Raw genomic sequence first — 12,726 nt, 5'->3', positions numbered from 1 at the left:
CACTGCTTTCGCGAGCAAGCCCGCTCCCACATTTAGACCGCATTCCGGCTGTCACACTTCACAGGGCTTGAGCATGCCGCAACCGTTCATCTTCCGCACCATCGACCTGGATGGCCAGACCATCCGCACGGCGGTGCGCCCGGGCAAGCCTCACTTGACGCCGTTGCTGATCTTCAATGGCATCGGCGCCAACCTTGAGTTGGTGTTTCCGTTCGTCCAGGCGTTGGACCCAGACCTGGAAGTGATCGCGTTCGATGTACCCGGCGTGGGCGGTTCCTCCACACCCAATCGACCGTACCGTTTTCCCGGCCTGGCCAAACTCACCGCACGCATGCTCGATTACCTGGACTATGGCCAGGTGAACGCGGTGGGTGTGTCATGGGGCGGCGCGTTGGCGCAGCAGTTTGCCTACGACTACCCGGAGCGCTGCAAGAAGCTGATTCTGGCGGCCACGGCGGCGGGTGCGGTGATGGTGCCGGGCAAGCCGAAAGTGTTGTGGTTGATGGCCAGCCCGCGCCGTTACATCCAACCGTCCCATGTGGTGCGCATCGCGCCGATGATCTACGGCGGCTCGTTCCGCCGCGACTCCAAGCTCGCCGCCGAACACGCGAGCAAAGTGCGCTCGGCCGGCAAGCTGGGTTACTACTGGCAGCTGTTCGCCGGGTTGGGCTGGACCAGCATCCACTGGCTGCACAAGATCCGCCAACCCACCCTGGTGCTGGCCGGGGACGACGACCCGCTGATCCCGCTGATCAACATGCGCATGCTGGCCTGGCGCATTCCCAATGCACAGTTGCACATCATCGATGACGGCCACCTGTTCCTGATCACCCGGGCGGAAGCCGTGGCGCCGATCATCATGAAATTTCTCGAAGAGGAGCGCATGCGCGCGGTGATCCATCCGCGACCGGCCGTGTAAGGACCGCACCGCCGCGCAACTTGCCAGGAACCGGCTATGGTTCTGAATTGGCGTGCCTGTTTGATGGCTTGACGAAGGAGTGTTGGCTCATGCGAGAAAGACCCGTGACGAACCCGGCGCCCACCCCTGCCGTGTTCATCAATGCGCAAAATGCGATCACCGGCCTGCGCGGTCGAGACCTGCTGTCGACCCTGCGCAGCGTGGCCGCCCATGGCTTGCGCAACCCGGTGCATACCGCTCGCCATGCCTGGGCGTTGAGCGGTCAACTGGGCCGCGTGCTGCTCGGTGAAACCGTGCACGAACCCAACCCCAACGACGGCCGCTTCACCGACCCCACCTGGAAACTCAACCCGCTGTACCGGCGTAGCCTGCAAGCCTATTTGAGCTGGCAGAAGCAGACCCGTCACTGGATCGATGACAGCAACCTGAGCGCCGATGACCGCGCCCGAGCGCATTTTGCTTTTTCGTTGATCAACGATGCGGTCTCCCCTTCCAACACCCTGCTCAACCCGCTGGCGATCAAGGAACTGCTCAATTCCGGCGGCAACAGCGTGGTGCGCGGAGTGACCAACCTGTTCGAAGACCTGCTGCACAACAATGGCCTGCCGCGCCAGGTGAGCAAACACGCCTTCGAGGTGGGCAAGACGGTCGCCACCACCCCAGGCTCGGTGGTGTTTCGCAATGAGCTGCTGGAGTTGATCCAGTACAAGCCCATGAGCGAAAAACAGTACGCCAAGCCGCTGTTGATCGTGCCGCCGCAAATCAACAAGTACTACATTTTCGACTTGAGCCCGGCCAACAGCTTTGTGCAGTACGCCCTGAAAAATGGCCTGCAGACGTTCATGGTCAGCTGGCGCACCCCGGACGTGCGGCATCGCGAATGGGGCTTGTCCACCTACGTCGCTGCGCTGGAAGAAGCCCTCAACGTGTGCCGCGCCATCACCGGCGCCCGTGAGGTCAACCTGATGGGCGCCTGCGCCGGTGGCCTGACCATCGCCGCGCTGCAAGGCCACTTGCAAGCCAAGCGCCAGTTGCGCCGCATCTCCAGCGCCAGCTACCTGGTGAGCCTGCTGGACAGCCAGATCGACAGCCCCGCCACCCTGTTCGCTGATGAACAAACCCTGGAAGCCGCCAAGCGCCGGTCTTATCAGCAAGGCGTGCTGGACGGCCGCGACATGGCCAAGGTGTTCGCCTGGATGCGCCCCAATGACCTGATCTGGAACTACTGGATCAACAACTACCTGCTGGGCAAAGAACCGCCGGCCTTCGACATCCTGTACTGGAACAACGACAACACGCGCCTGCCCGCCGCGCTGCACGGTGACCTGCTGGACTTCTTCAAGCACAACCCGCTGAGCCATCCCGGCGGCCTGGAAGTGTGTGGCACGCCGATCGATTTGCAGAAGGTCACGGTGGACAGCTTCAGTGTGGCGGGCATCAATGACCACATCACGCCGTGGGACGCGGTGTATCGCTCCACCCAATTGCTGGGCGGCGAGCGGCGCTTCGTGCTGTCCAACAGCGGGCATATCCAGAGCATTCTCAACCCGCCGGGCAACCCCAAGGCCAACTACGTCGAGAACCTCAAGCTGAGCAGCGACCCGCGCGCCTGGTACTACGACGCCAACCACGTCGAAGGCAGTTGGTGGCCGCAGTGGCTGGACTGGATCCAGCAGCGCTCCGGCGCGCAACGGGAAACCCTTACCGCCCTGGGCAACCAGAATTACCCACCGATGGAAGCGGCGCCCGGCACCTATGTGCGCGTGCGCTGAGCTCAACGATCACATTAAGAAGACTGGATGAAGACCCGCGACCGTATCCTTGAATGTGCCCTGCAGTTGTTCAACCAGAAGGGCGAACCGAACGTGTCGACCATGGAGGTGGCCAATGAAATGGGGATCAGCCCCGGCAACCTCTACTACCACTTCCATGGCAAGGAACCGTTGGTGCTCGGGTTGTTCGAGCGTTTCCAGAATGAGTTGGCGCCCCTGCTCGACCCTCCCGCGGACGCGCAACTGGAAGCCGAGGATTACTGGCTGTTCCTGCACCTGATCGTCGAGCGCATGGCGCATTACCGGTTCTTGTTCCAGGACTTGTCGAACCTGGCGGGACGCCTGCCAAAGCTGGCCAAGGGCATTCGCAACCTGCTGACGGCGCTCAAACGGACCTTGGCGTCTCTGCTGGCACGGCTCAAGGCCGCCGGGCAATTGGTCAGCGACACCCAGGCGCTGGGGCAACTGGTTGAGCAAATCACCATGACCTTGCTGTTCTCCCTGGATTACCAGCGGATTCTCGATCGCGAAGGTGAGGTGCAAGTAGTGATCTACCAGATCATGATGCTGGTGGCGCCCCATCTGCAGTCGCCGGCACGACAAGCCACAGAGCAATGGGCGCTGCGTTATCTGGACAATCCGACTTAAAGACTCATTGAAATCAATCAGGTCGACCAAACTGTTTAGTGAACATGAAAAGTTCACTGTCGGTCCTGATCCCCAGCTTTCGATAAGCCGATTGTTTTTGTGTACTGATGGTACTTGCACTGCGCGAAAACTTTGCCGCAATTGAGTTCACGGACATGCCATCCAAAAAACAACGCAATACTTCTTGTTCTTTGGGCGTTAAAGAGCCACTTAATCGCAACGGCATAGCCGTTTCAAGTTTCGATTCGATATTCATCTGCCACAAAGCAGACTCCCCCTCCTGCAATACCGACAACATGCCGCGTTGCAGGTAAATCCGCCCTTGGGCGACGGTTCGAATAGCCACGACCAATTCCGTGAGCTGTTGGGTCTTGCCCAGTACCCCCAGGCTGCCTGCCTTCAGCGCCAGCGTGACCCTTGCACGTGTGCAGTGCGACGACACAACGAGCACCTTGCAGCGCTTAAAGCGCCGGCTCAGCATCTGGATCAGGCTGAGGCCATCGATGTCCGACGGCCCCAGCGTAAAGTCCATCACCACCACATCCACAGGTCGCTGTGTGAGCGCATCCAGTAACGCCCTGGACGTGCTGAATGAGCCGATAACGTCCAGATCGGTCTCTTTACGCAGGCCCAGTTCGATCCCCTGTCGAACCATCTCGTGATCATCCAACAACATGATGGTGTGCATATCGGCCACCAGAAAGTTCGCCAAAGTAGGTACAACTTAGTTCAAATACGCTCATTGCACGAACAGGGTATAGCGCAGCTTTTTTGATGCTTCAACATAGGAAAATCAACTCGACCCGCCCTTACAACTTAATCCTACATATATGCCTTACACCTGATTCTTACAGACGCAGACCCATACAATTGTTTTAATTAATATTTTGGACTTCGAACAATTACGAGATAAATCTCGTTACATCTCTATAGGCATCGTTAACGTTCCCAGCCAAATTAGAGCTCCCCGCAACTCGGTAAAAAAACGAAACAAATTACCGATGCAGCACATCACTGTGCGGCGGATTACTCAAATAACGCACGATTGGGAGCTCTATGACAGTCAACACTTTCTCCACCCTTGCCGCCGCACTTGCCTTGGCTGCGGCCGTTTCGCAAACGGCACACGCCGCCAACGACGGAACCATCAATTTCACCGGGCTGGTGAACGATACGACCTGCACCATCGAAGGCGCAGCGCCGGGCACCGGTGCCGTGGTCAAAGACGTCAACCTCGGCGGTGTGTCTGCCGCACGCCTGGCGAAGCCGGGTGATCGCGCCAACCTCACCGGTTTCACCATTCGCATTGGCGCGCCAGGCGAAGGCGGTTGCACCAACGGTCGCACCGCGATGGTTGCGTTCGACCCAACCAGCCCGGCCATTGATGTGGCAACCGGACGCTTGAACATCGACGGCTACGATGACCCGTCCGACACCACCAACGCCAAGAACGTACAGGTTGAAGTGACGAACCGGAACGGCTCGCCAATCAACGTCTACACCGAAAAATCCGAAGGCGTGGTGATCACCGACAACCAGGCGGTCATCCCACTGGCCGCGCAGATGTACGCCAGCGGTGCCGCAACTGAAGGCACGGTCAAGACCCGCGTCGGCTTCATGGTCGTGTACGACAACTAAACCGCAAGCGGGCCTGCAGTTGCCAGGCAGGCCCATCCGCCTGATTCGTAGAGAACATTGAGCATGAAAAAGCTGGTCTGCCTCGCGCTTGCCACCTGGGGTATCGCAGGGTTACTGCTGCACGCATTTCCCGCCCAGGCTGGGGTCATTATCTATGGCACCCGCGTGATCTACCCCGCCGATCAGCAGGAAGTGGTCGTGCGCCTGGAAAACAAAGGTGACCGCCCGGCCCTGGTACAAACCTGGCTGGACACGGGCGACATCCGCTCCACGCCAGCCACGGCGCAGACACCGTTTACCCTTTCGCCACCGATCTTCCGCATCGAGCCGCACCAGCAACAGGCGCTGCGCCTGCGCTATTCCGGGGAGGCCGCGGCCACCGACCGCGAAAGCCTGTACTGGCTGAACGTGCTGGAAGTCCCGCCGCTGACCGCCGGTGCCGAACAGAACAACCAGATCGAATTGGCCTTCCGCACCCGCTTGCGGGTGTTTCTGCGACCGCAGGCATTGCCTTACTCGGTGGGCAGCGCGGCGTCCAAGTTGCAATGGAAACTGGTTGCCCACCACCAGGGCTATGCCCTGCAAGCGACCAACCCCACGCCGTACCATGTTTCCCTGAGTTCAGTGGTCTTGGTGAGCGAAGGAAGACGCTTCGGCAAAGCCGCCAACAAGGAAGCCAACGACAGCCTGATGATGCCGGCCGGCGACGTGAAAGTATTCGCGCTGCCGTCGCTGCGCGAACGCCCTAACGGTGCGCTCAAGGTCGAATTCACCGCCGTCAGCGACTTCGGTGCCCGCGTTCGCCACTCGGCAGACCTTACGCCTCCAGTCGCCGGGTAACAGACCATGAACGCCGTTTTCGCTTCACACCTGTCGGCCCGCCTGATCGCGTTGGCCTTTGCACTGCTGAGCGCCGCCGCGCAGGCCAGCGTGGTCATCAGCAGCACCCGGATCATCTACCCACAGGACGACAAGGAGGTGACGGTCAGGCTGGAAAGCAAGAACCAGGCGCCCGTGCTGATCCAGGTGTGGCTGGACAGCGGTGACGAACACTCCACCCCGGATCGGGCCACGGTGCCGTTTATCGCCACGCCGCCGATCTTTCGTATGGAACCGGGCAAGCAACAGGTTCTACGCCTGGCGTACACGGGTGACAGCCTGCCGACGGAACGGGAAAGCCTGTTCTGGTTCAACCTGCTGGAGGTGCCCGCGCATTCCCAGGAGGCCAATCAGCTGCAACTGGCCTTCCGTTCGCGGATCAAGCTGTTTTTCCGGCCACCGAACCTGCCGTATGGCGTCGACGCCGCGCCCGGAAAACTGCAATGGCGGCGTGAGTCGACCGAGCACGGCCAGGCCTTGGAAGTCTATAACCCCACGCCCTATCACGTGACCTTCGAGCAGGTCGACGTACTGGACGCTCAGCAGCGTCATGCACGCAAACCCTCGGCTTCTGGTGCCGGGAACATGGTGCCGCCTGGCGGTCGCACGCGTTTTGAACTACCCAGCCTCAAAAAACCGTCGGGCAGCGCCGCCACCGTGGAGTTCCAGACGCTCGACGACTACGGCGTGCGCAGCACCCACAGCAGCCCGCTCTCGACATGACCCACACGGCCAGTCTGGCCGACGACTGACCTCACCGCACACGTTCGTCTGATGCCCATTTCTCGGGGCAGGGCTTTGCTTTGCCCGAATTCGGACAGCGCCCACTTTTTGGAAAGGGTACACATGAGTCTGAACACCCACGCCAGCCCGAACAGCTGGCCCCTTGCACATCATCGTTGGACGCTGATGACGCGCTGCCTTTGGCTGCTGAGCAGCGCCTATGCCGTGGGCGCCCAAGGTGCCGAGAACGTGGGGTTCAACCCCGCCTTCTTTCCGGATGGCGTGGGCGGCCGGCAGGTCGATATCGCCAAATTCAGCCAGGGCAACGTGGTGCTGCCCGGCAGTTACCGCACCGACGTTTATCTCAATGGCCAGTGGATCGGCCGTGAATCCCTGACGTTCGTCGCGGTCAAGGGCCGGGACGCTGCACAGATGTGCCTGGAGCGGGACGCCGTGCTCAGGTTTGGCATCGACTTGGAAGCGCCGCACAATCAACCCGCCGAAGCGGGTCAGGCGCCTATTCCCGCATTCGCCCCCTGCGAAGACATTGCAACCTACCTGCCAGGCAGCACCGCTCAATTCGACTCGGGCGAAAACCGCCTGGCGTTGCAGGTTCCACAGATCTACCTGGCGCGCAAAGCGCGCGGGTATGTCGACCCCAAACACTGGGACGGTGGGGTCGATGCGGCGTTTGTGCGCTACAACGCCAACACCTTCACGACGCGCACAAAGGGTCGCTCCATCGACTCTCATTACTTGGGCCTGAACACCGGGCTTAACCTGGGTGACTGGCACTGGCGCCACAACGGCAGCTTCAGCCAGAGCGATGCCGTCGCGGGCTACCAGGGCAGCAGCACCTATGTGCAGCGCGAATTGAGCCCGTTGCGATCACAGCTGATGGTCGGCGAAATCTACACCCCAGGCCAGCTCTTCGACAGCGTGCGCCTGCGCGGCGCCAGCCTGTTCAGCGATGATCGGATGCTGCCGGATTCCCAGACCGGTTTTGCCCCGGTCGTGCGCGGCATCGCCGAGACCAACGCGCGGGTCACCGTGCGTCAGCGCGGTGTGTTGCTGGATGAAGTGTCGGTCGCGCCTGGCCCGTTCGTGCTCAACGACTTGTTTGCCACCGGATATGGCGGCGACTTGACCGTCACAGTGACCGAGGCCGATGGCCGTCAGCGCGAATTCATCGTGCCGTTCGCCGCCAACGCCAACCTGTTGCGCACCGGCCACAGCCGCTATTCGCTGAGCGCCGGCTTGCTCGACGAAATCGGCCTGCGCCATCCCCCAAGGCTGATGCAAGCCACTTACCAGCACGGCCTCAGTAACCTGCTGACCGGCTACACCGGGGCGGTGGCGGGTGACGACTATCTGTCGCAGTTGCTGGGTGCGGCGTTCAACACACCGTATGGCGCACTGTCCCTTGACCTGACCCACTCGAACGCAGCGCTGCCAGGCCACGGCGCTCGCCAAGGGCAAAGCCTGCAGTTGCGCTACAGCAAGAACTTCACCGACACCGGCACCCACTTTGCCCTCGGCGCCTACCGCTACTCCACGCAAGGCTTTCTGAGCGTCGCCGACGCTGCACAGATTCGCGACCTCGCCATCGACGGGAACAACCTGGATAACGTCTCGCGCCTGCGCGACCGGATGGACATCAGCCTCAACCAAGGCCTGGCGAACGGTACGGTCTACCTGACCGGTTCCTCGCAAAACTACTGGAACCGCAGCAGCGGCAACCTGACCTTCACCACCGGCTACAGCGGCAGTTGGAAGGGCTTGCACTACACCGTCAGCGCCCAGCGCAGCAAGGATCTGCTGAGTGAGCGGGTCGACAAACAAGTGGAACTGACCCTGAGTCTGCCCCTGGGCAGCGACGCTCGCTCCCCCACCCTGACCACCACCGCCTATCGCGGCGATCAAAGCAGCGGTGAGCGGATGAACCTCGGCGGCACCCTGGGCGAACGCAGCCAATTCAGCTACGGCGTGGGCGGCAGTCGCACGCAGGGCAGCAGCAACTCAGTGACCGCCGACATGAAATACCAGGCCAGCCATGGCGTGCTGTCCGCAGGTTTCGGGCAAAGCAACGCCTACCGTGCGACCTCCCTGGGCATGACCGGCGGCATCGTCGCCCACGCCGATGGCGTGATTTTCGCCCCGGAACTGGGCGACACCCTTGGCATCGTCCAGGCGCCTGATGCGCAGGGTGCGCGGATCAACGGCAACCACGGCGCCCAGGTCGGCAAGCGCGGTTATGCCGTGGTGCCCCACCTCACTCCCTATCGCCAGAACGTGGTCGAACTGGATCCCAAGGACCTGTCCGTCGACGTAGAGCTCAAGACCGCCGCGCAAAACGTCGCACCCCGTGCGGGCTCGGTGGTGAAGCTGCAATTCGACACGGTCAGCGGCCAGGCGATCTTGATCACGGCCCTGCGCGAGGACGGTAGCTCGCTGCCGTTCGGTTCGGATGTGTTCGATGAAGACGGCGCCAGCGTCGGCATTGTCGGGCAAGGCGGTAAAGCCTTTGTGCGGGTCTCTCGCCCGCAGGGGCAACTGAAGGTCAAGTGGGGGGCCAATGCCTCTTGCCGGTTGCAATACGGCGTGGGTCCGCAGCGGGGGCCGGAGGGCGGCAACCGATTGCGCCATCTGGACGCAGGCACTTGCCAAGCCGCGGCCAACGGTTGATCAGGCGCGCTCGAACGCCCTATTTCTTACGACGGGACTGAAGATGAAACACTCCATCAAATTCGTTTTGACAGTACTGAGCCTGCCGCTGACCGCCCAAGCGTATTGCGATCGGTATCCAGACTCAACGCTGACCCTCAACCTGCCGGCGACCATCACGGTGCCGGACAGCCTGCCTGACGGGAGCCTCATCACCAGCCAGGCATTCAGCGGTCCTTCTCCGGCCTTCGTCGCCAATTGCCCTGTGGCTGTGCGCCGATGGTATGTCGGGCGATACCCGGACCAGCGATACCCAGGCTCCTTCATCTACCGCACCGAAGTCCCCGGTATTGGCGTACGCATTTCCCTGACGTGGGCCGACGGCGCCAACGAAGCGTTCTTCGCCATTCACACCCAGCCGCCCCAGCAGGTATACGGCAAGATCCCTAGCTACACCTCTGCGACGGCGCACTTTTACAAAATGGGGCCTGTCACAGACGGAACGATCCCGGCCGGAAACCTCTGGGAGCACCGCTGGATACACACCCCAGAGGTTTACCGTCTTGACCTCGGCAACGCGGTGCGCTTTGTCAGGCCCGCCGCCACCTGCGACCTGGCCGCCGGTGACGTCAACCGCACAATCACGCTCCCCACGATACAAGCCAGCGCCTTGAAGGACGTTGTCTACGCGGGCGTACATGACTTCGAGCTGACCGCCCAGTGCAGCGATGCGACCAACGTCACCTTCCGTTTCAGCGGCACCCCGGCACCGGGCAACCCCCTGCTCTTCGACAACACCGGCACTGCCGGCGGCGTAGACCTGTGGCTGTACTCACGCCTCAACGGCGTGCCCCAGACCATCAGCGCCAACGAAGATCGCACCGTGGCGGTGTCCGGCGACCGCGCGGTCTTGCCACTTAGCGCCGCGTATCACAAAAACGGCATGGTCAGCCAAGGCTCCCTGGCCAGTACCGCCACCGTCAACATCACCTACAACTGAAACCTGAGGAAAACCCGATGTACCTACGCAGCATTCCCCTTCTGTTGGCAATGACCGGCGGGCTCGCCAGCTTCAGCGCCCAGGCCGCGACAACCGGAACGTTGACCTTTGCCGGGCAGGTCGACGCCGGCACCTGCAACCTGGCCGCCGGCGACGAGAACCGCACCCTTACCTTGCCAACCATCAAGATTTCCGACCTGGACGCGACCCCCTCCGCCGGGCAGCTCGATTTCGAGGTCTCCGCCGACTGTGAATCCGATATCCGCAACGTGATCTTCCTGTTTACCGGCACGCCCTCAGCGGGGAATGGCGAATTATTTGCCAATACCGGTGGCTCGAAAGGCACCGCGCTGTTACTGGCGCATCGCGCACCCGCGCTTTCAACCATCCCGGCCAATGGCACCCCTGACCAGCGCAGCCGAACGGTTGCAACCAGCGGCAACAAAGCTGTCCTTGCACTTGCAGCGGCTTACCATAAAACCGGTGAAGCCATCACTCAAGGCAGCTTGGCCAGCGCTGTGACCGTGTCTATCACTTACAACTGATACTGACGCAAAAAAATGCCCGGCCTTTGCAGGCCGGGCATTTATTGTGTCCTGGGGAAAATCAGGACTGACTGGATGGCGTCGGGGTTGCCGGCGTTGCAGTCGGGGTCACAGCAGCAGGGGTCGGTGCGGACACCGAGTTGGCTGTGGAAGCGGTTGGCGCCGTTGCAGGCTTGGCCGCAACAGCAGGCTTGGGTGCTGCTGGTTTTTTTGCAACTGCTGGCTTCTTCGCGGCGGCTGGTTTTGCCGCTGGCTTGGCTGCAGCAGGCTTGGCAGCCGGTTTAGCGGCGGCCGGCTTGGCTGCAGGTTTCGCAGCGGCTGGCTTGGCAGCAGGTTTTGCAGCTGCAGTTTTGGCCGCAGGCTTGGCGGCTGGTTTAGCGGCGGCCTTGGCTGCTGGTTTGGCGGCTGGCTTGGCAGCAGCTTTAGCGGCAACTGGTTTAGCGGCAGGCTTGGCGGCCGGTTTGGCAGCGGCGGTTTTTGCCGCAGGCTTGGCGGCTGGTTTAGCCGCCGCTTTGGCGGGAGCCTTGGCAGCGGGTTTGGCAGCCGGCTTGGCGGCCGCTTTTACCAGAGGCTTGGCGGCAGTTTTCGCAGCCGGTTTGGCCGCTGCGGTTTTAGCCGCAGGCTTGGCAGCCGGTTTTGCACCAGCCGTTTTCGCGGGAGCCACTTTAGCGCCGGTCAGTTTTTCGATTTGCTTGGTCAGGGTATCGACCTTGCTGTGCAGCGTCTTCAGCTCTGCCTTGCTAGGCACGCCCAGTCGCGAAATGGCACTGTTAAGGCGCTTGTCGAAAGTTTCTTCCAACTTGCCCCACGTGTCAGAAATGCTCGACTTGGCGGAGCCGGCAGTTGCCTTGGCGGCTTCAACTTTTTTACCAACCGTGGTTTTGGTCAACTTCTCGGCCTTCTCGCCGTCCTTGACCAAAGTCTCGAAGTATTTGCCGCCGTCACTGCTAACCTTCGAGTACACGCCTAAACCAGCAAGCCAGATCTTACGGGAATATTTTTCAACTTCCCCGACCCACGAGCTGCCTTCTTTCTGAGTAGTCTTTTTAACAGCCATCCCGATGTCTCCTTAGTGTTTACGCGCGACACGTTCTAGCAATGTCGTCAGCTCTTCGAGCTTAGCAGAGAGTGTCTCAACGTCATGTTTAGACGCAATGCCGATTCGATTCAAGGCACTGGCAACGCGAGTATCAAAAGCTTTTTCAACTTTATCCAGCTGAACTTCTACCAGACCTTTGACGGCGGAGACATTACTCTTTACTTGGTCAATCTGACTGTTGGCGGCCTCAAGTTGTTCAACTGCAACTTTTTTGCCTTTACTTTCAACATGTTGACCGGTCTTAACCAGCTCTTTGAAGTACTCGCTGCCTTCGCTTCCAACCTTGGCGTAAGCACCAAGTCCTGCCAGCCAGATCTTGCGGGCGTAGGATTTAACCTCGCTCAGGGTAGTGGTCTGGGCGTCGATTTTTTTCTTCAGGATAACTTTGGCCATGGTGCACCTCACGCAGATTAGGGGGGAGGAACGGCCCGCAGGAGTTGAGGGCTTGGGCACAAAGTAGGCTGGAAAATTAGAATCGGCACCCTAAGAACAGACGGATCACACCAAGGCTTTATCCAGGGCTTTTTCGATTTCGGACTTGATGGTGCCACTCATGGCCGACATCAACAGGCCCAGTTCCACATCGATACGCAACGAATCTGCAGTGACTAATACCGTGCCCTTAACCCCCGAACGCTTGAGGTTCAAGGTATCGCCGGACCACGACGGCTCCAGGCCATATTGCTCTTTGAGTTTGAGCGCCAACTTGTCGGCCTTTGCCCGCGCGCCTTCTTTACCCAGGGAATGTGCGCGCTCAACGGTTATACGGGCCATTGCAATGACTCCTCTTTATAGGGACGTGAATACCTTCGATGCGGCAAAAGGTCTCGGTGACCACC

The 12,726-nt window shown here is 60.6% G+C and carries 13 protein-coding genes; 9 read left to right on the top strand and 4 right to left on the bottom strand.

The window, feature by feature from the left end; all coding sequences use genetic code 11:
• Positions 1-73 precede the first annotated feature (73 nt).
• The 3 genes from phaZ to HX823_RS07700 all read left to right on the top strand — a co-directional run bounded on the left by phaZ (position 74) and on the right by HX823_RS07700 (position 3,339).
• Positions 74-919, top strand: a complete 846-nt coding sequence (gene phaZ / locus HX823_RS07710; RefSeq protein WP_016979176.1) for a poly(3-hydroxyalkanoate) depolymerase — start codon at positions 74-76, stop codon at positions 917-919.
• Positions 920-1,008: 89 nt separating this feature from the next.
• Positions 1,009-2,691 carry a class II poly(R)-hydroxyalkanoic acid synthase gene (gene phaC, locus HX823_RS07705; RefSeq protein WP_177074560.1) on the top strand — a complete coding sequence of 561 codons (1,683 nt, stop codon included), beginning with the start codon at positions 1,009-1,011 and terminating at the stop codon, positions 2,689-2,691.
• A gap of 27 nt (positions 2,692-2,718) precedes the next feature.
• Positions 2,719-3,339, top strand: coding sequence for a TetR/AcrR family transcriptional regulator (locus HX823_RS07700; RefSeq protein WP_033897748.1), 621 nt, complete (start codon positions 2,719-2,721; stop codon positions 3,337-3,339).
• Between the two features lie 13 nt (positions 3,340-3,352).
• On the opposite strand, the gene HX823_RS07695 is transcribed toward HX823_RS07700, so the two are convergent.
• Positions 3,353-4,027, bottom strand: a complete 675-nt coding sequence (locus HX823_RS07695; RefSeq protein ID WP_235165415.1) for a response regulator transcription factor — start codon at positions 4,025-4,027, stop codon at positions 3,353-3,355.
• A gap of 368 nt (positions 4,028-4,395) precedes the next feature.
• On the opposite strand from HX823_RS07695, the gene HX823_RS07690 reads away from it, so the two are divergent.
• From HX823_RS07690 to HX823_RS07665, 6 genes are all read left to right on the top strand, one after another.
• Entirely contained in the window at positions 4,396-4,977 is a 582-nt protein-coding gene (locus HX823_RS07690) for a fimbrial protein (protein WP_038844798.1), read from the top strand.
• A gap of 63 nt (positions 4,978-5,040) precedes the next feature.
• On the top strand, positions 5,041-5,817 hold the full coding sequence (locus HX823_RS07685) for a molecular chaperone (RefSeq protein WP_038844797.1): 777 nt from the start codon (positions 5,041-5,043) through the stop codon (positions 5,815-5,817).
• 6 nt (positions 5,818-5,823) lie between these two features.
• Positions 5,824-6,579, top strand: a complete 756-nt coding sequence (locus tag HX823_RS07680) for a molecular chaperone (RefSeq protein ID WP_038844796.1) — start codon at positions 5,824-5,826, stop codon at positions 6,577-6,579.
• Between the two features lie 123 nt (positions 6,580-6,702).
• On the top strand, positions 6,703-9,264 hold the full coding sequence (locus HX823_RS07675; RefSeq protein ID WP_177074559.1) for a fimbria/pilus outer membrane usher protein: 2,562 nt from the start codon (positions 6,703-6,705) through the stop codon (positions 9,262-9,264).
• A gap of 43 nt (positions 9,265-9,307) precedes the next feature.
• Positions 9,308-10,243: a fimbrial protein gene (locus tag HX823_RS07670; RefSeq protein WP_177074558.1), complete on the top strand. Its 936-nt coding sequence runs from the start codon at positions 9,308-9,310 to the stop codon at positions 10,241-10,243.
• A 17-nt stretch (positions 10,244-10,260) separates the two neighbouring features.
• A complete protein-coding gene (locus HX823_RS07665; protein WP_038844790.1) occupies positions 10,261-10,788 on the top strand; it encodes a fimbrial protein in 528 nt (175 codons plus the stop codon).
• A 61-nt stretch (positions 10,789-10,849) separates the two neighbouring features.
• On the opposite strand, the gene HX823_RS07660 is transcribed toward HX823_RS07665, so the two are convergent.
• The 3 genes from HX823_RS07660 to HX823_RS07650 form a co-directional block, all read right to left on the bottom strand.
• Entirely contained in the window at positions 10,850-11,845 is a 996-nt protein-coding gene (locus HX823_RS07660; protein WP_038844787.1) for a phasin family protein, read from the bottom strand.
• Between the two features lie 12 nt (positions 11,846-11,857).
• Positions 11,858-12,280, bottom strand: a complete 423-nt coding sequence (locus tag HX823_RS07655) for a phasin family protein (protein WP_038844785.1) — start codon at positions 12,278-12,280, stop codon at positions 11,858-11,860.
• Positions 12,281-12,385: 105 nt separating this feature from the next.
• Positions 12,386-12,661 carry a polyhydroxyalkanoic acid system family protein gene (locus tag HX823_RS07650; RefSeq protein WP_177074557.1) on the bottom strand — a complete coding sequence of 92 codons (276 nt, stop codon included), beginning with the start codon at positions 12,659-12,661 and terminating at the stop codon, positions 12,386-12,388.
• Between the last annotated feature and the right edge of the window lie 65 nt (positions 12,662-12,726).

This window comes from Pseudomonas sp. P7759 (assembly GCF_013386445.1).
GTDB classification, from domain to species: domain Bacteria; phylum Pseudomonadota; class Gammaproteobacteria; order Pseudomonadales; family Pseudomonadaceae; genus Aquipseudomonas; species Aquipseudomonas azotoformans_A.
This window is presented reverse-complemented; position numbering and strand designations above follow the sequence as displayed.